Origin of the sequence: Rossellomorea sp. FM04394 (genome assembly GCF_041889765.1) — a bacterium.
GTDB lineage: Bacteria > Bacillota > Bacilli > Bacillales > Bacillaceae_B > Rossellomorea > Rossellomorea aquimaris_B.
In genome coordinates this window covers 1,849,320-1,874,687 of the sequence record NZ_CP168654.1, presented here as the reverse complement: position 1 = coordinate 1,874,687, position 25,368 = coordinate 1,849,320, and the positions used below count along the sequence as shown (strand labels likewise).

At 40.5% G+C, this 25,368-nt stretch carries 27 protein-coding genes; all 27 read right to left on the bottom strand.

Annotated elements, in window-relative coordinates; translation table 11 throughout:
* Positions 1–2: 2 nt before the first annotated feature.
* Positions 3–1,322, bottom strand: coding sequence for a flagellar protein export ATPase FliI (gene fliI, locus ACCB35_RS09395; RefSeq protein WP_374056643.1), 1,320 nt, complete (start codon positions 1,320–1,322; stop codon positions 3–5).
* The gene (gene fliH / locus ACCB35_RS09390) at positions 1,319–2,095 is read right to left on the bottom strand and encodes a flagellar assembly protein FliH (RefSeq protein ID WP_374056642.1); all 777 of its coding nucleotides are present in this window, start codon (positions 2,093–2,095) and stop codon (positions 1,319–1,321) included. Before fliH ends, fliI begins: the two co-directional genes overlap by 4 nt.
* The gene (gene fliG, locus ACCB35_RS09385) at positions 2,088–3,101 is read right to left on the bottom strand and encodes a flagellar motor switch protein FliG (protein WP_299740847.1); all 1,014 of its coding nucleotides are present in this window, start codon (positions 3,099–3,101) and stop codon (positions 2,088–2,090) included. The genes fliH and fliG overlap by 8 nt, the downstream gene beginning before the upstream one ends.
* Before the next feature lie 11 nt (positions 3,102–3,112).
* Entirely contained in the window at positions 3,113–4,708 is a 1,596-nt protein-coding gene (gene fliF / locus ACCB35_RS09380) for a flagellar basal-body MS-ring/collar protein FliF (RefSeq protein WP_374056641.1), read from the bottom strand.
* Between the two features lie 33 nt (positions 4,709–4,741).
* Positions 4,742–5,047 carry a flagellar hook-basal body complex protein FliE gene (gene fliE, locus ACCB35_RS09375; RefSeq protein WP_374056640.1) on the bottom strand — a complete coding sequence of 102 codons (306 nt, stop codon included), beginning with the start codon at positions 5,045–5,047 and terminating at the stop codon, positions 4,742–4,744.
* Positions 5,048–5,065: 18 nt separating this feature from the next.
* The gene (flgC, locus tag ACCB35_RS09370) at positions 5,066–5,527 is read right to left on the bottom strand and encodes a flagellar basal body rod protein FlgC (RefSeq protein ID WP_374056639.1); all 462 of its coding nucleotides are present in this window, start codon (positions 5,525–5,527) and stop codon (positions 5,066–5,068) included.
* 2 nt (positions 5,528–5,529) lie between these two features.
* Positions 5,530–5,919 (bottom strand): flagellar basal body rod protein FlgB, encoded by a 390-nt coding sequence (gene flgB, locus ACCB35_RS09365; protein ID WP_374056984.1) that lies wholly within the window; start codon positions 5,917–5,919, stop codon positions 5,530–5,532.
* Between the two features lie 719 nt (positions 5,920–6,638).
* The gene (gene codY, locus ACCB35_RS09360) at positions 6,639–7,418 is read right to left on the bottom strand and encodes a GTP-sensing pleiotropic transcriptional regulator CodY (RefSeq protein WP_044337406.1); all 780 of its coding nucleotides are present in this window, start codon (positions 7,416–7,418) and stop codon (positions 6,639–6,641) included.
* 97 nt (positions 7,419–7,515) lie between these two features.
* Complete coding sequence (gene hslU / locus ACCB35_RS09355; RefSeq protein WP_374056638.1) at positions 7,516–8,928, bottom strand: HslU--HslV peptidase ATPase subunit; 1,413 nt, start codon at positions 8,926–8,928, stop codon at positions 7,516–7,518.
* Between the two features lie 68 nt (positions 8,929–8,996).
* On the bottom strand, positions 8,997–9,539 hold the full coding sequence (gene hslV / locus ACCB35_RS09350; protein WP_044337408.1) for an ATP-dependent protease subunit HslV: 543 nt from the start codon (positions 9,537–9,539) through the stop codon (positions 8,997–8,999).
* A 19-nt stretch (positions 9,540–9,558) separates the two neighbouring features.
* On the bottom strand, positions 9,559–10,458 hold the full coding sequence (xerC, locus tag ACCB35_RS09345) for a tyrosine recombinase XerC (RefSeq protein WP_044337409.1): 900 nt from the start codon (positions 10,456–10,458) through the stop codon (positions 9,559–9,561).
* A 61-nt stretch (positions 10,459–10,519) separates the two neighbouring features.
* A complete protein-coding gene (gene trmFO / locus ACCB35_RS09340) occupies positions 10,520–11,818 on the bottom strand; it encodes an FADH(2)-oxidizing methylenetetrahydrofolate--tRNA-(uracil(54)-C(5))-methyltransferase TrmFO (RefSeq protein WP_374056637.1) in 1,299 nt (432 codons plus the stop codon).
* A gap of 291 nt (positions 11,819–12,109) precedes the next feature.
* On the bottom strand, positions 12,110–14,185 hold the full coding sequence (topA, locus tag ACCB35_RS09335; protein ID WP_374056636.1) for a type I DNA topoisomerase: 2,076 nt from the start codon (positions 14,183–14,185) through the stop codon (positions 12,110–12,112).
* A gap of 300 nt (positions 14,186–14,485) precedes the next feature.
* Complete coding sequence (gene dprA / locus ACCB35_RS09330; RefSeq protein ID WP_374056635.1) at positions 14,486–15,361, bottom strand: DNA-processing protein DprA; 876 nt, start codon at positions 15,359–15,361, stop codon at positions 14,486–14,488.
* 79 nt (positions 15,362–15,440) lie between these two features.
* Positions 15,441–16,343, bottom strand: coding sequence for a succinate--CoA ligase subunit alpha (gene sucD / locus ACCB35_RS09325; RefSeq protein ID WP_044337414.1), 903 nt, complete (start codon positions 16,341–16,343; stop codon positions 15,441–15,443).
* A gap of 16 nt (positions 16,344–16,359) precedes the next feature.
* Positions 16,360–17,520, bottom strand: a complete 1,161-nt coding sequence (gene sucC / locus ACCB35_RS09320; RefSeq protein WP_374056634.1) for an ADP-forming succinate--CoA ligase subunit beta — start codon at positions 17,518–17,520, stop codon at positions 16,360–16,362.
* 260 nt (positions 17,521–17,780) lie between these two features.
* Entirely contained in the window at positions 17,781–18,062 is a 282-nt protein-coding gene (locus ACCB35_RS09315) for an EscU/YscU/HrcU family type III secretion system export apparatus switch protein (protein WP_374056633.1), read from the bottom strand.
* A complete protein-coding gene (locus ACCB35_RS09310; protein WP_374056632.1) occupies positions 18,059–19,867 on the bottom strand; it encodes a hypothetical protein in 1,809 nt (602 codons plus the stop codon). Before ACCB35_RS09310 ends, ACCB35_RS09315 begins: the two co-directional genes overlap by 4 nt.
* 85 nt (positions 19,868–19,952) lie before the next feature.
* Positions 19,953–20,708 carry a ribonuclease HII gene (locus ACCB35_RS09305; protein WP_374056983.1) on the bottom strand — a complete coding sequence of 252 codons (756 nt, stop codon included), beginning with the start codon at positions 20,706–20,708 and terminating at the stop codon, positions 19,953–19,955.
* A 101-nt stretch (positions 20,709–20,809) separates the two neighbouring features.
* Positions 20,810–21,676 (bottom strand): ribosome biogenesis GTPase YlqF, encoded by an 867-nt coding sequence (ylqF, locus tag ACCB35_RS09300; RefSeq protein WP_374056631.1) that lies wholly within the window; start codon positions 21,674–21,676, stop codon positions 20,810–20,812.
* A 28-nt stretch (positions 21,677–21,704) separates the two neighbouring features.
* Positions 21,705–22,244, bottom strand: a complete 540-nt coding sequence (lepB, locus tag ACCB35_RS09295; protein ID WP_044337417.1) for a signal peptidase I — start codon at positions 22,242–22,244, stop codon at positions 21,705–21,707.
* 199 nt (positions 22,245–22,443) lie between these two features.
* Entirely contained in the window at positions 22,444–22,788 is a 345-nt protein-coding gene (gene rplS / locus ACCB35_RS09290; RefSeq protein WP_032088854.1) for a 50S ribosomal protein L19, read from the bottom strand.
* A 136-nt stretch (positions 22,789–22,924) separates the two neighbouring features.
* A complete protein-coding gene (gene trmD, locus ACCB35_RS09285) occupies positions 22,925–23,659 on the bottom strand; it encodes a tRNA (guanosine(37)-N1)-methyltransferase TrmD (protein ID WP_172655660.1) in 735 nt (244 codons plus the stop codon).
* Positions 23,659–24,177, bottom strand: coding sequence for a ribosome maturation factor RimM (rimM, locus tag ACCB35_RS09280; RefSeq protein ID WP_374056630.1), 519 nt, complete (start codon positions 24,175–24,177; stop codon positions 23,659–23,661). Before rimM ends, trmD begins: the two co-directional genes overlap by 1 nt.
* Positions 24,178–24,194: 17 nt before the next feature.
* On the bottom strand, positions 24,195–24,581 hold the full coding sequence (locus ACCB35_RS09275) for a YlqD family protein (RefSeq protein WP_044337420.1): 387 nt from the start codon (positions 24,579–24,581) through the stop codon (positions 24,195–24,197).
* 237 nt (positions 24,582–24,818) lie between these two features.
* Positions 24,819–25,052, bottom strand: coding sequence for a KH domain-containing protein (locus tag ACCB35_RS09270; RefSeq protein ID WP_044337421.1), 234 nt, complete (start codon positions 25,050–25,052; stop codon positions 24,819–24,821).
* Positions 25,053–25,064: 12 nt separating this feature from the next.
* On the bottom strand, positions 25,065–25,337 hold the full coding sequence (gene rpsP / locus ACCB35_RS09265) for a 30S ribosomal protein S16 (protein WP_032088859.1): 273 nt from the start codon (positions 25,335–25,337) through the stop codon (positions 25,065–25,067).
* Between the last annotated feature and the right edge of the window lie 31 nt (positions 25,338–25,368).

Sequence of the window (25,368 nt, the reverse complement as noted above, 5' to 3'; positions counted from 1 at the left end):
ATTCATCCACCTTTTTCCGATAGCTTTACAAGCCCATCAACACTTGCAGGAAGGGAAACCTTTTCGTATACGCCCTGCTTCAAGAAGGAAGTGATGCCCGGATAGTATTGGATGGCTTCATCAACCTCACGGGAAGTCCCCTTTTTATAAGCACCAATTTGGATTAAATCCTCGGAATTCATATAAGTACTCAATAACTCTCTTATTCTAGTGGCCGCGTGTAAATGTTCATTAGATGAGAGATGATTCATTAACCGGCTAACACTTTTTAAAATATTGATAGCAGGATATTGGCCTCTATTTGCAATTTGGCGGTCGAGCACGATATGGCCATCAAGGATTCCCCTGACCGTGTCCGATATAGGTTCATTTAAGTCATCACCATCTACCAATACGGTGTAAAATGCCGTAATGCTTCCAAACAGATTGGTTCCTGTTCTCTCTAAGAGTTTCGGTAAAATTGCGAATACAGAAGGGGTGTACCCTTTTGTGGTCGGAGGTTCCCCTACCGCCAAACCGATTTCCCTCTGTGCCATTGCTACACGCGTGGCCGAATCCATCATGAGCATGACGTTTAATCCTTTATCACGAAAATATTCCGCAATGGCTGTTGCCGTAAAGGCTCCTTTGATCCTCATTAGGGCAGGTTGGTCTGAAGTGGCTGCCACAACAATCGTTCGCTTTAACCCTTCTTCTCCTAAATCTCTTTCAATAAATTCCCTGACTTCTCTTCCCCGTTCACCGATTAAAGCAATCACATTCAAGTCCGCTTTTGTGTTTCGGGCAATCATTCCAAGCAAGGTGCTTTTCCCTACCCCACTTCCAGCGAATATACCGACCCTTTGACCTTTACCTACAGTCAGCATGCTATCGATGGCTTTTACACCAACCTCCATTTTTTCGTTAATGGGAGGTCTTGACAGAGGATTGGGAGGGTCTTGTTCTGTATACGTTGTGCTCAATCCACTAGGCAAGTTACTTCCATCGAGTGGATGTCCAAGGGAATCAATCACCTTCCCTATTAAAGATGGTCCAATTTTGATTTCCAACGGCTTTGACGTTCCTTCAACCAAACTGCCGGGAGAGATATCCTGCATATTGGTATAAGGCATGAGGATCACTAATTCATCATTAAACCCTACCACTTCTGCTAAAATCACTTTCTGCTTGCCTCGGGAAATAATATGAATATGACATACTTCACCAACAGAACTTTCAGGTCCTTGAGATTCTATCATTAACCCTACAACACGTTTCACCTTTCCAAACTTTTTGAAAGTTGGTATCCGGGGGATATGGTGAATTAGATCTGCGGCTTTCATTCAACATCACCTTCCAGAAGATGGAGTAGCTTCAGTTTCAATTCTTTTAATTGGGAATCCACACTTACAATGACACGTCCCTGATTGGTTTCTATATAACATTCCTCTGGTTTAAGGTCATCACTTGCATAAATGAAACACTGAACATTCATGGGGAACATGACTTCAAGATCGTTCTTGTTTTCAGCCAAAAGTCTATGCTTAGACGGATGAACATGAATTTGAATGTGGGGTAAACCTCTTACTTCCTTTAAGCCCTGTTCGACGATCGAAAGGAAATGATCGGGTTCATCCTCAAGCTTGCAATTCATAATCTTCTCAGCACATGTTATCCCCAGACTAACTATGACCTTTTCTGCATTGTGAATATAGTCAAGAAATTGTTGTTTATTTCGCTCGGTCATTTCGTTGGCTTCCATTAAACGCTGCTGATATTCTTGATAACCTTTGTTTCTGCCCTCTTCTTCACCTTGAAGGAATCCGGCATTATAGGCTTCTTGCATAAGTTGCTCGCGCTCGATGACCCACTTTTCTCTCTCACGTTCAATTTGAATCTCTGCATGAAGAGTCATCTGTTTCGCTTCTTCGATTATCCGGTCCGCTTTCTCTTTCGCTTCCTCTATAATGTGGTCTGCCCGGATCGCTGTGTTCAGTTCAAAGTCATCCGGATCATACTGCTTGAATTCCCTTAGTGGCTTAACTCTTTTAAGGGATATCACTTTTTCACCCTCATGAATGGTTTGAGCAATGGAAGATTTAATGATTCTAGACAATAATATCGTCTCCTCCACCACGGGCTATGATGATCTCACCGGAGTCTTCTAATCGCCTTATCACAGCTACAATCCGAGACTGTGCTTCTTCTACATCGCGCAAACGAACCGGCCCCATGAATTCCATTTCTTCTTTAAGGGTCTCCACCATTCGATTAGACATGTTTCTATATACAACTTCCTTGACCTCGTCGCTGGATACTTTAAGGGCAAGGAGAAGGTCTTCGTTATCACAATCCCGAATGACACGTTGAATGGAACGTCCATCAAGGGTAACGATATCTTCGAATACAAACATTCTCTTCTTGATTTCTTCTGCTAATTCCGGATCTTGAATTTCTAATGCATCCAGGATGGTTTTCTCTGTAGAACGGTCTACCCCATTCAGCACTTCCACCACTGCTTCAACTCCACCCGTTTGCGTATAATCCTGGGTAACAGTTGCTGAAAGCTTTCTTTCAAGGATGGCTTCCACCTCACTTATCACTTCTGGTGATGTACCATCCATAATTGCGATTCTCCTTGCAATATCCGCTTGAACGTCTTGAGGAAGTTCTGACAGGATTTGGCCTGCTTGCTGAGGTTCAAGATAAGATAGAATCAATGCAATGGTTTGTGGGTGTTCGTTTTGAATAAAGTTGAGAATTTGAGCAGCATCTGCCCTCCTTGCAAAGTCAAAAGGCTTTACCTGTAAAGATGACGTTAATCGATTTATGATAGCTAATGCTTGTTCTGATCCGAGTGCTTTTTCTAGTACTGTTTTGGCATAGCCAATCCCGCCTTGGGAGATATAATCTTGAGCAATGGCAATATTGTGAAACTCCTCTAGAATATCCTCTTTCGCTTCATTCTCTACCTTTTTAACTCCGGAAATCTCTAACGTTAATTTTTCGATATCTTCTTCTGACAAATGCTTGTACACTGACGCGGATACATCAGGACCAAGAGAGATCAGGAGGATGGCTGCTTTTTGTTTTCCCGTTAATTCTTTCTCTCTTCTAACCATGTTCATCCCTCCTAATCCTCTGCTAACCAGGTACGTAATAATTTTGCAAATTCTTCCGGCTTTTCTCTAGCCATCTTTTCAAGCTGTTTCCGGCGAATGGATCCTTCTGTTTCTTCTTTAGGCTCAATATCAGGGATATGGACAGGCTCCCTTTTTTCTTCGTAAGCCATTTCTTCTATCATTTCTTTCTTTCTGGAACGAATTAAGAAAAATACTAATAGTAGAATGACAACAATAAGTATCCCTCCGACTACATAAGTCCACCAAGGAAGAACAGATTTCTCTTCAGAGACCAAGTTGACTTTTCCATTAAACGGTTGAACCGAGACGATGACCTTGTCTTCTATTGCTTCGTCTGTTAATTCAGGGGTAGCTTCCTTGTCGATAGACGTTCGTACAATGGTCGATAATACTTGGCGGATATCATCCACCCTATCTTGAGGAAGGGAATTTACCTCTTCAGGATTTGGAGGTTCCACCATTACCTGAATCCCAAGGTCCCGTATTTTGTATGGGCTTTCTACCACTTCTTTACGGATACGATTGACTTCATTGTTGATCGTTTCTTCCATTCGTTCATAATCACCATTTGATTCAGTTCCTTCTTGGTAGGAGCTCGAATCGAATGTATCATCTGTATCTTCTGCCGGTGGTACCCCTTCAGGACTTGCTCCCTCTCCAGAAAAAGTTTCAGTTATACGTTGTGCACTTACGGCAATTCCTTCCATGTTTTCTTCATCCACTGGTGTTACAAGGTTTTCTTCCCGATTTTCCTGGGTAAAGTCTATATCAGTTGTAACTGACACAACCACCTTGTTAAATCCAATCAATGTTCCGAGCATATTCTGAACTTGACGTTGTATATCACGTTCAATTTCTTTCTTAACATCCATCTGTTGAGCAAAGTTCCCTCCGCTCATGGAATTATTTTGGGATTCCAAATCGAAATACTCAAAAAATTGATTCATGATGACGATATTCTCAGTAGGAAGATCAGGAACACTTTTCGAAACCAGATGGTAAAGGGACTTAATCTGCTTTTGATCAAATGTGAAACCTGGATTTGTATTTAATACAATGGACGCTGATGCTTGCTGAACATCATCATTCAAGAAAACCTGCTTCTCAGGAAGGTTAATCATGACTTTTGCATCTTGTACTCCTTCGATCCCTTTCATGAGTTGAGCCAGTTCCGTTTGCATTGCATCCAGCTTTAACACATTAAATTCATTATCCGTCATCCCAAATCCAGCATTTTGACTGAAGAAGGAGTAATCAATACTGCCCGTGTTAGGGATACCTTCTGCTGCTAACTCAACCTTTAATGTATCTACTTGTTCTTTAGGAACCATGATGGTTGATCCACCATCGGAAATCTCCGATGGTATTCCTCTACCGTCCAGATTTTCTTTAATGGTTCCGGTTTCTGATGGTGATAGATTACTGTATAGGGGCACAAGCGAAGTTCTTGTTGCAAAGAAGCTCACAACACTAATCAGAATGACCATAATCAGGAAGGTTACACCCATTCTTATCTTCTGTTTTTTTGTTCTGCTTGCCCAAAAAGACGTTATTTGTTCTGTATATTTCTTTAACGATTCATTCATTACAATCCTCCGGTACATGACTCCATGAGCCTACTACATTGGCATCCTCATTATTTCTTGGTACGCTTCTACTACTTTATTCCGCACTTCCATGGTCGTTTGGAGCGTAATACTGGCCTTTTGTGAAGCGATCATCATTTGATGAAGATCAACATTTTCTCCCCTTACAATTTTTTCTGTCATTTGATCTGATTGAACTTGCATGGAATTCACTTCTTCAATGGAATTTTTCAGTAATTGACTGAAATTCTCTGCACCTTCTGAAGGTGTTATATTTTTTTTTTCAATTGACGGACTTATAACTCCAGAATTAATCGAATTAATATTATGTATTGTCATAGAACTGAACCTTCTTCCCTATTTGCCGATTTCCAATGATTTCATTAACATCGCTTTATTCGCATTAAATACGGTTACGTTTGCTTCATATGAACGGGTAGCCGATATAAGGTCAACCATTTCTCTTAATGGATCTACGTTGGGGAGTTGCACATACCCCTCGTCATTCGCATCAGGATGTTCAGGATCGTACACCATTTTAAATGGTGTCTCATCATCTTCTTCGATTCTGGAAACCTTTACCCCGATGCCAACACTGCTTTTGTCTCTTGTGTTCATTGCATTGTTTAAAAATGATGAAAATTGATTTTCCTTAGATGCCATTACAACAGATTTTCTCTTATAAGGCTGCCATTCCCCATTGACCATTTCCCCTCTTGTTGTGTCCACATTCGCCATATTCGATGAAATGACATCCATTCTTAAACGTTGAGCCGTAAGGGCAGAAGCGGTTGTATTCATACTAGTAAATATCCCCACTATCATTTACCTCCCCTTACAACCGTCTGAAGACTGTTGAACTTACCATTTATCCGATCTGTCAAGGCGTTAAAATAGATTTGATTCGAAGCCATTTCTGACATTTCCTGGTCTAAATCCACACCATTTCCATTGTGATTATATTGATAAGCTGTCTTGGTTTTAACTGCTGGATGTTGACTGCTTGAATGAAATAAAAAATGCCGATGATCGGTTCTTTTGGCATCCAGTTGTTGAATTGATTGATCTAACATTGTTTTAAATTCTACTTTTTTTGCTTTATAATTTGGCGTATCGACATTTGCGATATTTTGAGAGATTACTTTTTGATTTAATGAGGCGTAATTAAGTCCTCTTTCTAGAGTTGTGAAAGTGTTGGAAAATAATTTCACTTTAGGCACCTCTATCCGTTTTTTTGACAAGATACTACTATTTTTTACAAATTTAGCATGCAACAGTATTTATTGTAATGTTTAGCAAGATTAGTGTCTATGAATATTCCGTAAATTTTCATGAATGAGGTCGATATTCAAAGAATTCGTGACTTTTAATCTATATTTAACCCTTAAATTCCCAAGGGTATTTTTACAAATAAAAGACTTTTTTTCTAGTTCTATTACATATATGTTACATACCCGTTTAATGAAATGGTTCATTTTCAATGTACAAAATCCTTACACATGAAAATAACACCTGCAAAGAGGCGAAAGTTATCATATTATCCATTCTTAATATTTAATAAGTACTTTTGTCGAAAATAGTCGTAACATTGTTGTAACTTTATTGTACTATTCATGTCATTTATGACAATACCTAAAGGACAATTATCGATAGTCCATTCGACTTATTTTCACTAAACAATCTGATATTTCCGTCCATTTGTACCATAAAAGCAGAGGGGCTTCGCCTAGAGGCGACAAGCATAAGCAAAGGGAACCGGAAAGGCGCCCTACCCTTTTTGGTTCCCTTTGCTTATGACCTCGAGCCTCTAAGCCCCGGAGCTGGATGAAACAAAAGCAGAGGGGCTTCGCCCAGAGGCGACAAGCATAAAGGAAGACAAATAAAAAAGCTGTTCCCCAATTATCAGGGAACAGCTTATTCATTGTATTGATTAATTTGTACGAAGCTTATCTAACTCAACTAAGAACTTATTGTTTAAGACTTTAATGTAGGTACCTTTCATTCCCAGGGAACGAGACTCAATTACACCGGCACTTTCTAATTTACGAAGGGCATTAACGATTACTGAACGAGTAATTCCCACTCTATCAGCAATTTTCGAAGCAACCAGAAGACCTTCATTACCATTTAACTCTTCAAAGATATGCTCGATCGCTTCAAGTTCACTGTATGATAATGAACTGATCGCCATTTGCACGACAGCTTTACTTCTAGCTTCGACTTCAATTTCTTCAGCTTTTTCGCGAAGAATTTCCATACCGACTACTGTTGCACCATATTCAGCCAGGATGAGATCATCATCTTCGAAACTTGCTTCCAGGCGAGCAAGAATTAATGTACCCAGTCTTTCTCCCCCACCGATAATGGGAACGATCGTTGTTAAACCATTTTTGAAGAATTCTCTATTTTCAACAGGAAATGCAGTATATTCACTGTTTACATCCAGGTTTGGAGATGTTTCCTGAACATTAAACAGGTTCTGAGTATACTCCTCGGGGAATTGACGGTCAGCAAGCATTTGTTTCATGCGCTCGTTTTCAATTTGCTGATTAATAGCGTATCCAAGTAATTTCCCTCGACGACTTACAACGAATACATTTGCTTCAATTACCTTGCTGAGTGTTTCTGACATTTCTTTAAAGTTAACTGGTTTACCAGCTGCTTTTTGCAGCATAGCATTGATGGTTCTTGTTTTACCTAATAAATTCATTTCATTTCCTCCTACTACAACTTAAGTGTATCTATTATTTAATTTTAGTATTGTGAATAATTCATCTATCTTTACCCAATAGAGTGAAGGTGAAAACTTATAGAATAAACTGACTCAGATCCTTATCCTTGGATATTGCGCCTAACTTATCATCTACATACTGAGGTGTGATTTTAACCGTTTCCAATGTAATGTCCGGAGCTTCAAAAGACAAGTCCTCGAGAAGTTTTTCCATAATCGTATGAAGTCTTCTCGCTCCAATATTATCGGTGTTCTGATTTACGTCATATGCAATTTCAGCTAATCTACGAATAGCATCGTCAGAAAATTCAATTTGTATACCTTCTGTTTCCATTAAAGCAATATATTGTTTGATTATTGCGTTATCAGGTTCAACAAGTATACGTACAAAGTCTTCTGTAGAAAGCTTCTGTAGTTCCACTCTGATTGGAAAACGACCTTGTAATTCCGGAATTAGATCCGATGGTTTACTCATGTGAAAGGCACCTGCGGCAATGAAAAGCACGTGATCTGTTTTCACGGAACCATGCTTCGTGACCACCGTAGATCCTTCTACAACAGGAAGGATGTCACGCTGCACCCCTTCTCTTGAAACATCGGCCGAAGATTGACCGGAGCCCTTGCTTGCAATTTTATCAATCTCATCGATAAAAATGATTCCTGATTGCTCTGCACGCACGATTGCTTCCTGGGTCACTTCGTCCATATCAATGAGCTTTTGAGCTTCCTCATTTGTAAGAACGACTCTCGCTTCTTTCACCTTTAATTTTCGTTTTTTCTTTTTCTTCGGCATGAAGTTGCTCATGGCATCCTGCATGTTCATACCCATTTGTTCCATACCGGAGCCTTGGAGCATATCGAACATGGAAGGCTGCTGCTCTTCCACTTCAATGGTGATGTACTCTTCTTCAAGCTCACCATTTTGAAGCCTCTTTTCCATTCTTCGTCTTTGCTCTTGAAGGGAACTCTCTTCTTGCTTTTCTTCCTCTTCTTCCAAAGTGCCCTGAGTCTGACTGCCACCAAAAATCATTTCGAATGGGTTTTTGTAAGAAGATGACTTTTTCTTTGATGGCACAACCATTTCGACTAAGCGTCGATTGGCGTTTTCAGCAGCTCTTTCACGAACTCCTACCATCTTCTCCTCTTTCACAAGACGGACAGACGTTTCGACTAAATCTCTTACCATTGATTCCACATCACGTCCAACATAGCCTACTTCAGTAAACTTTGTAGCCTCCACTTTTACAAAAGGCGCTCTTACAAGCTTCGCGATTCTTCTGGCAATCTCTGTCTTTCCGACACCTGTTGGTCCCATCATTAAAATGTTCTTTGGAATCACTTCATCCTTTAATACATCCGAAAGAAGGCTGCGACGATAACGGTTTCGTAAGGCAACAGCGACCGCTCTCTTTGCATCTTTTTGTCCTACAATATATTGATCCAGACGTTCAACAATTTGCCTTGGAGTTAAGTGATCAGTACTCTTCATTAAATGGCACACTCCTTACTTTCCATATAGTGTGAAAGAATATTAAATTAAAAACTAATGCCCCATGTTTAAAGCTCTTCAACAATAATTTGGTTATTTGTATATACACATATATCTGCAGCGATCTGTAAGGAAGACTGAGCGATTTCCCTTGCAGATAAATGGTCTCCTGCATATTGCTTTAACGCTCTTCCAGCAGATAATGCATAATTCCCACCTGATCCAATGGCTAAAATGCCATCATCCGGCTCAATCACTTCACCTGTTCCAGAGATTAAAAGCAAGTGATTTTCATCCATTACAATCAACATCGCTTCAAGCTTTCTTAACACCTTGTCGCTTCTCCACTCTTTAGCCAGCTCAACTGCTGCTCTCGGAAGGTTCCCGTTAAATTCCTGGAGTTTGCCTTCGAACATTTCTGATAGTGTGAATGCATCGGCAACAGATCCGGCAAAACCTGCCAATACTTTACCATTAAAAAGCTTTCGTACTTTTTTTGCTGTGTGCTTCATCACAACTGTATTGCCAAATGTAACCTGTCCGTCACCAGACATCGCACATTTGCCTCTATGTTGCACAGCAAAAATAGTGGTTGCGTGGAATTGTTCCATATCCTGACCTCCAACTCTTCTAAGCACGTGGATGATGTGCTAAATACGTTTTTCTCAACTGGTCCTTTGAAACATGAGTATATACTTGAGTCGATGATAACTGAGAGTGTCCAAGAAGTTCCTGAACCGTTCTTAGATCGGCACCATTATTAAGTAAATGAGTCGCAAATGTGTGCCTTAGCATATGGGGGTGTATCTTTCCAGTCAAAGAAGCCCTCTCGATAATTTTATTCAAGATAAGGCGTATCCCTCTTTGGGTTAATGCTCCGCCACGATGATTGACCAACAAATGTGTATGAGTCTGATTCTTCATTAACATGGGTCGGGATTGTGTTATGTATTGTTCTAAAGCATCATGAGCAAAGCTGCCAAATGGTACATATCTTTCTTTGTTACCCTTACCTTTCACAAGGATTGTAGAAAGCCCAAAATCTACGTCCTTCAGTTGCATATTTGTGCATTCACTTACGCGAATACCTGTTGCATATAAAAGTTCGAAGATGGCTCGGTTGCGGATGTCTAAAAGTGTGTCTCCACCGCACGCTTCCAACAATGCTTGTATTTCTTCCTCGTAAAAAAATTTAGGCAACCGTTGTTCTTTTTTAGGAAGATTCACGAAAGAAAATGGGTTAACGGTCAGCTGTTTTTCCCGATTTAAATAGCGGTAAAAACTTCTTAAACTGGAGACCTTCCTTGAAATGGAGGACCTCATTAAACCATGTTCATGCAGCTTGGTTAAAAAAAGTCTCGCATCAGAATACTCGACATCTTTTAATGAACTTAAACCTTGTTCTTTCATAAATACGTAGAACTCTTCAATATCATGACGATATTGTTCAAAAGTGTGAGCAGAATAATGCTTTTCCATTTGTATATATTCAGTAAAGGATTGTAATTGTTCATATAATTGATTTTTCATTTTTAACACCTCACAAGGGCTACTAAATAGTAACACAACCCAGCAGCCCTTGCAATGAATTTTACACTTTTTTCACAAAGTTCTGAATTGTTTCCAAGGCCCGATTTGCATGTTGTTCATTTCGCTCTTTCTTGCCTTTTACCTTTTTGGGTAAGTCAGGGAATAGACCGAAATTAGCATTCATCGGCTGGAAGTTGTTCTTGTTGGCAGTCGTTATATACCTTGCCATGCTTCCAATCGCCGTTTCATGCGGAAATACCAGGGGTGATTCACCCTTGGCCATTTTCGCAGCATTGATTCCGGCAATCAACCCGCTGGCAGCGGATTCCACATAACCTTCCACCCCTGTCATTTGACCAGCAAAAAACAGGTTCTCATGATCTTTTAGTTGATAGGTATCTTTTAGAACATTGGGAGAGTTGATGAAGGTATTTCTGTGCATGACCCCATAACGGACAATATCTGCATTCTCAAGCCCCGGAATTAATTGGAGAACTTCTTTTTGCGGTCCCCACTTTAAATGTGTTTGGAAACCTACGATATTATAGAGTGTTCCTGCTGCATCATCTTGTCTTAACTGAACAACAGCATAGGGTCGTTTACCTGTTTTAGGGTCTTCTAATCCCACTGGCTTTAGAGGACCGAATAACATGGTTTTCTTACCCCGGGAAGCCATTACTTCTATCGGCATGCAGCCTTCAAAGAAAATTTCTTTTTCAAACTCTTTCAAAGGCACTGTTTCAGCTGAAATAAGAGCTTCATAAAAACGATTGAACTCACTCTCTGTCATTGGACAATTTAAATATGCCGCTTCCCCTTTGTCATATCGGGATTTCAAATACACTTTGTCCATATCAATGGAGTCCTTCTCAATGATGGGAGCAGCTGCATCATAGAAATATAAATGCTCTTCACCCGTTACTTTTCTTATTTTTTCAGAAAGATTCTCACTTGTAAGCGGTCCTGTGGCTACAATCGTAATTCCTTCAGGAAGATCCGTGACTTCTTCATTGAATATTGTGACATTCGGGTGATTTTTCACTTTCTCAGTAACATGACCCGCAAATTCATGGCGATCGACTGCTAAAGCTCCCCCCGCCGGAACTGAACAAGCATCAGCTGCTGACATAATGACGGAATCTAATTGACGCATTTCTTCTTTCAATACCCCAACGGCATTGGTTAATGTATTTGCTCTAAGTGAGTTGCTGCACACAAGCTCTGCAAATTTATCTGTATGATGGGCAGGTGTCTGGCGGACCGGTCTCATTTCATAAAGGTTTACCTTTATTCCCCTCTTGGCAATCTGCCAAGCAGCTTCACTTCCCGCTAACCCTGCTCCGATGACATTTACTAGCATCTATATAGACCCCCTGTGAATCGTCCCTTTAACTCATCCATTCTGCATTGTACACCAAAGGACAATGAGAAAAAAGAGAAAAGCATATTAAGTATTGGTATAGTTCATTACAAAGATTAATGCAAACAGAAAAGGGCTGACCCATTAGGTAATAGAGAAATCACCTGTTGGGACAGTCCCTCGTTACATTGTATAAGTTCATTGTTCAACAATCAATCGTTTTTTTATTGGCTTTGTTAACATTTACTGATAACGCAGGCTTTCAATCCCCAGATGAACAGGATACTTATACTACTTTTGCGGTTCTTCTTTGTAATCACAATTCGTACATTGAATTTGATTACCTTTTTTAAGCTTTTTCTCTACAAGTAGTTCTGAACACTTCGGACACTTTCGTTCAATCGGTTTATCCCAAGACAAGAAGTCACATTCAGGATACTGATCACAACCGTAGAAAATACGCTTCTTCTTGCTTTTTCGTTCGATGATATTCCCTTTTTCACATTTAGGACATTTCACACCGATTTCCTTGACGATCGGCTTTGTATTTCTACAATCAGGAAAGTTACTACATGCCATGAATTTACCGTATCGCCCCATTTTGAATACCATTTGATGTCCACATTCTTCACAATCTTCACCGGCAGGTTCATCGCGGATTTCGATTTTTTCCATCTCATTTTCCGCTTTTTCTAAATGCTTTTCAAAATCCTGATAAAAACGATCGATGATACTTTCCCATTTTACATTGCCGTCTTCAATATCATCAAGACTGCGTTCCATGTTTGCCGTAAACTCGACATCAATGATCTCCGGGAAGAACTCTCTCACTAATTCCAAGACGATTTCACCCAGCTCAGTTGGAATGAAACGCTTATTATCAAGTGTTACATAGCCTCTTCGTTGAATCGTATCCAGGGTGGGGGCATAGGTGGAAGGACGGCCAATACCCAGTTCTTCCAGCGTTTTAACCAGCCTTGCTTCTGTATACCTTGGTGGTGGTTGAGTGAAATGCTGATTGGGATCAATGCTTTCACTTTTCACTTTATCGTTTTCTTCCAAAGCTGGAAGGAGATTGTCTTTTTCTTCTTTCTGATCATCGGATCCTTCAACGTAGACTTTCATAAAGCCCGGGAACTTAACTTTAGAGCCGGTTGCTCTAAACATTACTGAACCATTTACAATATCAACGCTCATCGTATCCATGATTGCCGGGGACATTTCGCTTGCCACGAATCGTTCCCAGATCAATTTATAAAGTCGGTATTGATCTCTTGAAAGATATTCTTTCACAGAAGCCGGGTCCCTTAAAGTACTGGTTGGACGGATGGCTTCGTGGGCATCTTGAGACTTTTGTTGTTTTTTCTCTTTACGCTCAGTCTGCTTAACGAAATCATTTCCATATTTATTAACGATGTATTCGTTCGCTTCTTTTTGAGCCACTTCAGAAATACGGGTGGAGTCTGTTCTCATATAGGTAATAAAACCAACGGTACCTTCTTTACCCATCTCAATTCCTTCATATAATTGCTGGGCGAGCATCATCGTTTTCTTTGCACGGAAGTTTAATTTTCTTGCTGCTTCCTGCTGCAGAGAAGAAGTTGTAAATGGAGGAGCGGGATTCCGTTTTCTTTCCTTTTTTGTTACCTTGTTAATTTCAAAGGACTTCCCTTTTACTTTACCAAGTACTTCTTTCACATCTTCTTCTGTCTTCAGTTCAACCTTCTTACCGTCCATACCGTAAAAGGATGCCTGGAATGTATCGTTTCCTTTGGTGAATTCAGCTTCTATCGACCAGTACTCTTCTGGGGTGAAGCTCTTGATTTCATTTTCACGGTCAATGATCAATCGTACAGCGACGGATTGTACTCTTCCTGCACTTAGACCTTTTTTAACCTTTTTCCAAAGGAGAGGGCTGATGTTATACCCCACTAATCGATCTAAAATTCTTCGTGCCTGCTGTGCATCGACTAAATCCATATTAATTGCTCGTGGATGCTTAAATGACTCTTTAATCGCATCCTTCGTGATTTCATTGAATACAACCCGACACTCGGAAGTCGTGTCCATATCAAGGCTGTGAGCCAGATGCCATGCAATGGCTTCCCCTTCTCTGTCGGGGTCAGCCGCAAGGAAGATTTTCTTCACTTTTTTTGCTGCGGTTTTCAGTTCTTTTAATACAGGGCCTTTACCACGTATCGTTATATATTTCGGTTCAAATTCGTTTTCAACATCGACGCCCATTTGACTTTTCGGTAAGTCTCTGACGTGTCCCATTGATGCCCTGACCTTATATTTCTTTCCTAAATAACGTTCAATTGTTTTCGCCTTAGCCGGCGATTCCACTATTACTAAATAATCTGCCATCCAATAAGCCTCCTTAAAGAGGAAAATAATCACTGTTTATAGCACCTTGGAATGATAAAGAACCCAGCGAAACGGAAACGTTTACACTAACATTCACATAGGTATAGAATTGATTTCAGTGTAGAGAATTACTACTTTTAACGATTTCTTACTCTTATATATAGTTTTAGATACCTGTTGCAAAATGTATAACAGTTTCACAATAATTGCAACCATTTTGTATAAATAACTTGTAATTATTCAAACATTCACAGGGAAAATCCTACTTTATTAAAAGATTCTATATCATATGTTCTGACTTTATACTCCCAGTTCTGAAAATATATCTTCTATTGATAAGACCATTTTTGCTCCCTCTTGAATTAAGCTGTTTGTCCCTTCAGCTAATGGCTCATAGATGGAGCCTGGTATACAGAAGACTTCTCTTCCTTCATTTAAGGCATAATCAGCTGTAATGAATGTACCGCTCTTCTTCCTGGCCTCGGTTACAAGCACTGCATCGGCAAGACCGCTGATAATTCTATTTCTGAACGGGAATTGCCATTTTTCAGGTTTAATATAAGGGGGATATTCAGAAAGTAAAAGATGATGATTCATCATATGATGGGCCAAGCCTTCATTTTGCTTTGGATAAATATGATTGAACCCTCCACCAATGACACCTATCGTATTCCCGCCAGATTGGATCGTTTCTTTATGTGCGACCGTATCTGCACCTTGTGCCAACCCACTTACAATGAGTATCTCTTTCTTAACCAGCTGTGGAATCAAATCATGAAGGACTCTTTCAGTATAAGGGGTGGACTTCCTCGAGCCAATAATGGCCAGTTTCCTTGGGGCATGAAGGAGATTCCTGTTTCCTTTTAAAAATAGAAGAAATGGGGGATCATATACGTTTCGCAGTAGAGAAGGATAATCTTCGTCCTCAATTGTGATCCATTCAATCTCGTTTTCTGCATAAAGCTTTTTATATCGTTCTGAATCAAATGAATGAAGATCTTTATAGAAGAGTTCTGAATTGGTAGTGGTAGAATAGGTTAACTGTTGAAGCACGGAAGGGGATAAATCAAAGATAGTGTGTAACTTCTGGAGCGATTCTAGTAATCTTTTTGTTCCTTTCAGTCCAATTCCCCGACAATGATGAATATGAAATAGAATATGACGACGTTCTTTCATTTATTACCTCCTGGAAATTGTTAATAGAGAAGATAAAACTGAGACTGATAGCTTGAATGCCATCAGTCTCAATAAATGATTAATGAGTTTTACATTTATCCAAGATTCCTTCTTCTTTCAGAACCTTAATTAATGTTTCACCCATGTCTGAAGGTGTAGGGGCAACTTGAATTCCGCATTCATTCATAACGCGAATCTTCTCATCAGCTGTTCCTTTACCGCCTGAAATGATCGCACCGGCATGGCCCATACGTTTTCCTGGAGGTGCTGTACGTCCTCCAATGAATCCTACTACAGGCTTAGTCATGTTGGCTTTAACCCATTCAGCAGCTTCTTCTTCAGCAGTACCGCCGATTTCACCAATCATGATGACGGCATACGTATCTTCATCTTCATTGAATGCTTTCAATACATCGATAAAGTCTGTTCCATTCACAGGGTCTCCACCGATACCAACTGCCGTCGACTGACCGATTCCCGCTTGTGAAAGTTGGTGAACTGCTTCATACGTAAGTGTACCAGAACGTGAAACAACACCTACATGACCTTTCGTATGGATGTAACCAGGCATGATCCCTATTTTACACTCTTCAGGAGTGATGACTCCTGGACAGTTCGGTCCTACAAGGCGAGTTTTCTTGCCTTCCATATAACGCTTGACCTTCACCATATCCAATACCGGGATATGTTCAGTAATACAGATTGCCAAATCAAGCTCGGCATCTACCGCTTCCATGATTGCATCTGCTGCAAACGGAGCAGGAACATAAATGACTGATGCATTTACGCCAGTTGCTTTCTTTGCTTCTTCAACTGTATTGAAAACTGGTACGCCTTCAACCTCAGTTCCGCCTTTTCCAGGTGTTACACCTGCCACGATTTGTGTACCGTATTCAAGCATTTGCTTAGTATGGAAAAGAGCTGTTGATCCTGTAATTCCCTGTACAACAACCTTGGTATCTTTATTAATAAATACGCTCATTAGTCCCCCGCCTTTCTCAGCCTACTTGCTCAACGATTTTTTGTGCGCCGTCCGCCATAGATTCAGCTGCAATGATATTCAATCCTGATTTATTAAGGATTTCTTTCCCTAAGTCAACATTTGTACCTTCAAGACGAACCACAAGTGGAACTTGAAGACCGATTTGCTTAGCTGCTTCTACAACACCTGTTGCAATAACATCACATTTCATGATTCCACCGAAGATATTGACGAAAATACCTTTAACGTTTTCATCAGAAAGAATGATTTTAAATGCTTCTGTAACCTTTTCCGCTGTCGCACCGCCCCCAACATCAAGGAAGTTAGCGGGATCTCCGCCGTAATGCTTTACGATGTCCATCGTTGCCATGGCAAGACCAGCGCCATTTACCATGCAACCGATATTTCCGTCCAGGGAAATATAGCTTAAGTCATATTTAGAAGCTTCGATTTCTTTTACATCTTCTTCTTCAAGATCGCGTAATTCAACAACGTCTTTTTGACGGTATAATGCATTTGAATCAAAGTTGAACTTCGCATCCAATGCCATTACGTCTCCATCACCCGTTACAACCAAAGGGTTGATCTCGACAATAGAAGCATCCTTTTGGACGTACACGTTGTAAAGACCCATCATGAACTTAGCTGCTTTTCCAACCAGTTTTTGAGGAATATTGATATTGAATGCAATACGTCTAGCTTGGAAACCTGTTAATCCAACAACTGGATCAATATACTCTTTAAAGATTTTTTCCGGTGTTTTTTCTGCTACTTCTTCGATTTCTGTTCCGCCTTCTTCAGAAGCCATCAGAACAACTTGGGAAGTCGCGCGGTCGAGTACCAGACCTACGTAATATTCTTTCTTAATATCACAGCCTTCTTCAATAAGTAAGCGCTTTACTTCCTTACCTTCAGGACCTGTTTGGTGAGTTACTAAAGTTTTACCGATTAACTCATCTGCATATGTACGCACTTCGTCCAGGCTTTTAGCGATTTTAACTCCGCCAGCTTTACCTCGACCACCTGCATGGATTTGGGCTTTCACTACATACACGCTGGAATCTAATGTCTTCGCCGCTTCTACTGCCTCTTCAGCTGTAAATGCCACTTTACCATTTGGTACGGATACCCCGTAATTTCTGAGGATTTCTTTACCTTGATATTCATGGATATTCATTTTCCATCCTCCTATCAAACTCTTCAAAAAATAGACTGCGCTTTCATTGTATAAAATGACAGTATATCTGTCTACCATTATGCTAAAAATATTATATTAATTTTAAAATTCTGAACTTAAAATAGTAGTATTACTCCATATGTACCATTGTTCTTAAAGGGATTATCACTAAAATTATTATTCTTAAAAAATATAATTTACGATTCTAATGCGTGCTCATGCCGTTTGGTGACATGAAGTATATTAGATTGGCAAAGAAATTATCCCTTCCCATCTATATCCCGATCTAATCGATAGATGAAAGCAAAAACCTCCGCTACAGCACCATATAATTCTTCTGGTATGGACTCCCCGATATCCAGGTTCCCGAGAAGCGACAGTAAGCTCTTGTCTTCTTGTACCGGTATTTGATGGTCTTTTGCTTGAGTTAAAATGTTTTCAGCAATGATTCCCTTGCCTTTAGCGAGGACGTTGGGAGCTGATTCAGTATGTTGATTATAGCCTAGAGCAATCGCTTCTTTTCTTTCATGAAGGTTTTTCATATTTTCACATCAACCCCCGAAAACGTTTTAAAACGTTCATTCAAGATTTCATCAGAAAGCTCGGCCTGATTATCAGGAGCTTTCACTTTCACCATAGATAGTTGATAGTCCAGCTTTGTTAAACCCTCTTTTAATCCAGGGATAAAAGAACGGGACAGGCCTTCTGCCTTTGGGTGTGCAGTCCAGACGGTTAAGGACACCACTCGATTTTGAACTTGCATGTCAATTAAGGTTTCTTTTAAGCTCCCGAGCTCTAAATAAAATAAAACCCTGCAATAGTCTCCATCTATCACACCTTTTTCCTTCTCCTTCCCGGTCCATTGAAGTGTTATATCGGTGCTCTGCCCAAATATATAAAGTGGGAACTGCTGAACGATTGTAAGAAACGGAGAATTCTCATGTGATTGAAGCACCTGGTGGTTCATCTTGAGAACAAGATCATCGGCTAATTTCCGAATATCTGAAAGTGGGTGATTTTGACTCAATCCAATGAGATGCTGCTTAATTGTAGGATGAAATTGAAGTTCATGACCGTTTTTTTGCATCTGAGATTCAAGATTGATCCCAAACGTTCCAATTACTCTCTTCAACACTTTTGCCAGCTCTTCCCCTCGTATCGTCTCTGTGAGCCCTTGTTCTATCTGCAGGTGAAGTTTATGAAATAGCCGTTCCTGATTTGATACAGGTGATCCTCTCCCCCAGGAGTGCAGGAGCCTGATATAGTTCATCTCAATCGACCGCTTCTTTCCCTCACCAACCACTCCCATCAGCTCTTTAGCTGCCAGAATGGAAGATTCGTCCTTTCCTCCATTAAATACATTCTCTAAACTGAGTAGATTATTCATCCACTTATCGATATGAGCACCAGTTCGTTTAAGAAAGTCTGAACCCCTTGGTAGAAGCTGACTTAATTCATTTCGAAGCTTTTCGGAATCTGCACCGGGAAGCCGTTCCAATTGGTTTCTTAGAAGCTCTATCTTTATTTCCAATTGCCCCTGTGAAGACTGTTTCAATTCTTCTAAAATCGTTGTCTTTAACCCTGCCTTCCATTGATTCATGGAGACTTCTTCCGGAAAGAATCCAAGTGATTTCAATAGATCGAAATGGCCTAATCGATCGGTGAAGGGCTGGGAAGAATCAACTAAACTGGATAATGCATTTATCACAAGTTTTTCTGATGCCAGCCTATTTAAAGGCTTCTGGATCTCATTGAGTAAAGGAAGTATGGCCGTACCCCTTCCCGTTCCGCTTAACTTTGAAGCAAGCTTGTTTAACATGGATATAAAACTGCCTGTTGAAGCTTCCGATCTCAATGAGAGAAAGACCCTGTCAGAAAGGGGCATGTTCCTCTTAGCCATTTCTATCAGGGCCTTCACATTTTCTGGTGAATCTTTCCCATTCAAATGCTCTTCAGCGAATATCAACAGTTCTTTATGAATAGGAATGCTCTTTTTCATTAGCTCCATAACAAACCCGTTCATTGCTTTCCCTTTGCTTGATATGGACAAATGCTGTAATAGATTCGCTGCCATATGCTTTCCGTTTTCTTCTCCAGTTCGCGAGAGGTTTGGGATTAAATGGAGACTTATACCACTTTCTGATTGTTTCACTTCAACCCAGTATCGCTCTCCGGCCTGCAATGGAGCTTCAACTTTCGCAATAAAGCGTTGTCCATGTGCAGACACCTCTGCATTGCCCCCGCCCAGCATTTTATGGACGCTGATGTATAGAACTTTTCCATCTTGAATGGAAAAGGGCTTTTGGTCAAGGGGCTGATTATTTATAATACCATGAATGTGGGTCATATCCCTATCTCCCGTTCAATGTGAATCCTAACCATTTCAGATTGTTGCACCCTTAGTACGTATAGTTCAGCCGGATGCCAGGGGGCTATAGCATCTCCTTCACCGGTGCAAAGCTCTTTCGATGTATGGGCGTGACGCCTAATTTCTCTAATCCAAGTAAATGATCCTTTGTTCCATATCCTGCATTCTTCTCAAACGCGTACCCAGGATAGCTACGGGCATAGTCCTTCATCAGTCGGTCACGTGTTACCTTGGCAATAATGGACGCTGCTGCAATGGATATACTTTTGGCGTCCCCTTTAATGATCGAATGACTGGGAAATGGTGATTGAATTTTCATCGCATCGATCAGTAAATACTCAGGCTGTACATGCAGGCTGACAATCGCTTCATTCATTGCCTTCTTCGTAGCCTCATAAATATTTATTGAATCGATTTCATCCGCATGTACCATCCCTACTCCAATAGAAGTTGCGTGTTCCCTGATGTATTCATAGAAATCTTCTCTTCTTGCTTCTGTTATCTTCTTGCTATCATTCAATCCCGCCAAATAGAAGTCATGAGGCAGAATGACAGCAGCCGCTACCACAGGACCTGCTAAAGGACCTCTACCTACTTCGTCGATCCCTGCAATAAGGGTGAATCCTTGTTGGCGAAGTTCTCTTTCGTATTGAGTAAGTACTTCAAATTCTTTTTTTTCCATTACCCGTTTCATACGCTCACGTTCAATCTGTTGTAATAGTTTTTGAACACCTATTCTTTCGTCCTTCTTCAAATCTTCAAGGATTGGATCTTGAGCCGGAACGGATTTGATGATTTCTTTTATTTCTTTTATGGTCATATGTACTGTTGTCACATTGTCCCTCCTATATATATCGGACGTACCTTACATAAATAAAGAGGCTGCGTAAAAGAGTTTCCCTCTTTTTACAGCCTCTTCTTTTATTCGCTTTCTCCCTCAGTCTCTCCAATGATATCAAACGTCATGGGGCCTAATTGTACATTTCGGATATCACGGACGATAATTTCAGAAGTCTTGTCATAATTCACTTCTCCACCTGCCATCAGACAGCCTCTTTTAGCTCCAATTTTATCGAAGCTATCCACTACTTCTTCAGGTATTTCTTCAAGGCCGTAGCGTTCTTCTAATCGCTCTGGATAGTGCTCTTCAAGAAAGCGCAAACCATAAACGGCGATATCCTGCAGATTCAGGATGGTATCTTTAATGGCACCGGTCAATGCCAGTTTATATCCAACTTGCGGATCTTCAAACTTTGGCCATAAAATACCCGGCGTGTCGAGTAGTTCAAGCTCTTTCCCCACTTTGATCCATTGCTGGGCTTTTGTCACTCCAGGTGTATTTCCTGTTTTCGCTATATTTTTTTTAGCGAGCCGGTTGATTAAAGTAGATTTTCCTACGTTAGGAATACCGACAATCATGGCTCTTATGGCACGAGGTCTCATTCCTCTTGATTTCATGCGGTCAAACTTTTCTTTTAATATTTCTTTAGCCGCTTGGACAATGACTTGAAGTCCTTTGCCAGCCTGTGCATTCACGGCAAGGGCTGTTATTCCTTGCTCTTCAAAATAAGAAATCCACTGATTCGTTCTATTGGTATCAGCCATATCTGCTTTGTTTAACAAAACAAGACGCGGCTTCTGTCCAATAATTTCTTCAATCATTGGATTTCTTGACGATAACGGGATTCTCGCATCTACTAATTCAATCACAATGTCTACAAGTTTTAACTTCTCAGTAACTTGTCTACGAGCTTTAGCCATATGCCCTGGAAACCATTGTATTGTCATATGACCACCTCCAAACAACTTTTTTCTATTATTTCACGAAACCTATATCTTTAACAGGCCAATAGATCACTTTTGTGTCGCCAATCACTTCTTCTAATGGGACTGTACCGATGTGACGGCTATCCTTGCTGAAACGGCGATTGTCACCCATCACAAAGATTTCCCCTTCAGGAACTGTCCCTTTTTCAATGATATCATTTAAAGTGAAATCTTCTGTTAACACACCTTCATTTAATTGATCCTTATATTCCTGTAAATATGGTTCAGTATACGCTTTTCCATTTATATATAAAGTATCATTTTTATACTCAACTTTATCCCCTGGAAGCCCGATGACGCGTTTGATATAATCCTTTTGTTCAGGTGCATGGAAAACGACGATATCAAATCGCTCCGGCTCCCCTAATTTACTTACAATCATTCGATCTCCATTATGTAAAGTAGGCATCATTGATAATCCATCGACAACAATGGGTGCAAATAAAAAGAATCTGATAATTGCAGCTAAACCTACTGCGATCAACAGGGCCTTCATCCACTCCCACCACTCATTTTTCTCTTTAACCACGTCTCCACCACCCAATGTATTTTTCTATCTTTTTCTATTCTACTAGAAATTCTTGTATTTCTCATTAAAAAAAGGTGGGTTCATTAAAAATTCAGGCATTCTGCCGGACGTTTACTTTTATTGTCCACTAAAAGCAGTTGAAAGAATGTTGAAAGAATAAGGAAAAGGAGCTTGTCTCCAAGCTCCTTTTCTTACGTTCTTATCGAATTTCTTTAATACGTGCCGCTTTACCACGCAGGTTACGCAGGTAATAAAGTTTCGCACGACGGACTTTACCGCGACGAATAACTTCTAATTTAGCGATTTTTGGTGTGTGTACTGGGAAAGTACGTTCAACACCTACACCGTAAGAAATTTTACGAACTGTAAATGTTTCGCTGATACCGCCACCGCGGCGTTTGATTACTACTCCTTCGTATACCTGAATACGTTCACGAGTACCCTCAACGATGTTAACGTGTACACGTACTGTATCACCAGGACGGAAAGATGGTAGATCAGAGCGAAGTTGTTCTTTCGTAATATCTTCGATTAATTTGTGCATCTTTTTCAACTCCTTCCAACAGATGCTCTTACAAAAGCGATAGATTGCAGCGGAACATCGGGATCAATGGCAACAGAAGATAACCCCTCAAGCCACAAAGAATATAATATCACACAGACCGGCAGGATGCAATAGCCTATTTAGACTTTCTCCATTCCTCTATCCAGGCTTTTTGTCGATCTGTGAGCGTATAGCTTTCTAATAGATCCGGTCTTCTTTCAAAGGTTCTTCTCAGACTCTCTTTCTCTCTCCATTCATCTATCAGACGATGATTCCCTGAGATCAGCTCCTCTGGTACCTTCATCCCCCTAAAGTCGGACGGACGGGTATAATGGGGATGTTCAAGGAGTCCTGACGAGAAGGAATCCAGAATGGGAGAATCCACATTACCAAGCACGCCAGGAAGCAGGCGTACTACACTATCTATGACCACCATGGCACCAAGTTCTCCACCAGTTAAAACATAGTCTCCTATCGAAATTTCATCGGTAACAACATGCTCCCTGATTCGCTCATCGTAGCCCTCATAGTGCCCACATATAAATACCAGATGATCTTCCTTCGCCAGTTCCTCAGCCTTTTGTTGAGTATAGGGTTCTCCTTGGGGACACATGAGGATGACCCTCGGCTTTGATTGATGTTCACTCTTCAATGCGTCGACGGCATCGAAGATAGGCTGGGGCTTCAAAACCATTCCTGCCCCTCCACCGTACGGATAATCATCGACTTGATTATGCTTATTGTCAGCGTATTCCCTGAAGTTAATCACATTATAGCTTACAGCTTCTTTTTCATGGGCTTTCTTGAGTATCGATTCACCAAAGATTCCTTCAAACATGGATGGGAAAAGAGATAGGACATCGATTCTCATCATGATAATAAGCCTTCCATCGGTTCAATCGTGATGAGCTGCTTATCAATATCGACGGTTTTCACAATATCCTCAATGTAAGGAATTAGGTGTTCTTTTCCCCGTTGACCCTTCACTACCCAAACGTCATTCGCTCCGGGGCTCAGAATCTCTTTAATCGTACCCAATTCTTCCCCTTCAGTCGTAACGACTTTACAGCCGACGATTTCATGGAAATAGTATTCTCCTTCTTCAAGGTCCTGTAATTGGTCTTCTTGAACCTTCAGGATGCCTTCTTTAAATTTCTCAACTTCATTAATATTTTCATATCCCTCAAAGGTCAGTAAATCAAAGCTCTTATGATTTCTATGAGATTTGATCACGAGACTGATCGGTTCGCTATTTTGACCTTGAAACAGATAAAGTGTGTTCCCTTTTTGATAGCGTTCTTCCGGGAAATCGGTAGTCGAAACGATCTTCACCTCTCCTTTAACTCCGTGGGTGTTGACGATCTTCCCTACTTTAAACCACTTTTCCATAGCTTTCACCTCTTGCATTAACGAATTTCTTTCACAATACCATCTTCTATTACAATCGTCTTAGAAAGTGTTTCCTCTTCCCAATTGTCACCAACTTGAATGTCCATCATACCTTGGACTTCCCTTTCCTTGAGTTCGCTCCCGATAGGCAAGATATTTAACTGTTCGATTTGGAATTCCAAGAGCTTGATCTTTTCAGCCCGTTCATTCAATTCTCTTTCAAAATGTTGACTTAATTTATGTGACGGGTATTTCTTCCCGCGTTCAATCTTTTTCATTTCAAACTGTAACTGGTCACATTCCTTGGCTAAATGAAACTTTTGATTTTCATACCGTTTCATCAACAAATCCTTACTATTTTCTGTCAGCACCTGTTTAATCGTAATCGTATGTATCACATTCAAAGCTCTTCCTCCTCCTTCTATTCACCCCACTCTGTCGTATTGAATCCTCAGGGTGTCCTCTTGGGGGAGTGTTGGATTGTGCAGGTCATTCTTCAGATACAGAGCAGCCTACCCCTATGAAAAAGGGGACTGACGTCTTAAGGCTATATTGTAACCTTGTGGGTCAGTCCCCTGGTTCTAAAAGAGCAAGTGTTGAAGGTCTAATGCCTCATGAGAAGGCAGCTGATGAAAGCTACCTTACTCCACTATCTCTAAAAAGATTTTCTTCTGTTGTGAAGATCCTGCTGCAGCGTATACCACAGTTCGAATCGATTTAGCTACTCTCCCTTGTTTCCCAATAACCTTCCCCATGTCCTCGGGATGAACAGATAACTTATACGTTATGCCGTTCGTTCCTTCATCCAAATCGATGTGGACTGCGTCAGGATGGTCAACTAAGGGTTTCACAATCGTTAGAATAAGATCTTTCATCGATCTAATCGATTACTTGCTGTTTTTAGCATTGTGGAATTTTTCCATAATGCCTTGTTTTGAGAATAGGTTACGAACTGTGTCAGATGGTTTAGCACCATTAGATAACCATTTAAGAGCTAACTCTTCATCGATTTTCACTTCAGCTGGTTTAGCAACCGGGTTGTACGTTCCAACTGTTTCGATTTGACGTCCATCACGTGGTGAACGAGAATCTGCAACTACGATACGATAGAAAGGAGACTTTTTTGCTCCCATACGTTTTAATCTGATTTTTACTGCCATAATTAAAGCACCTCCGAATAGTTTCACACAA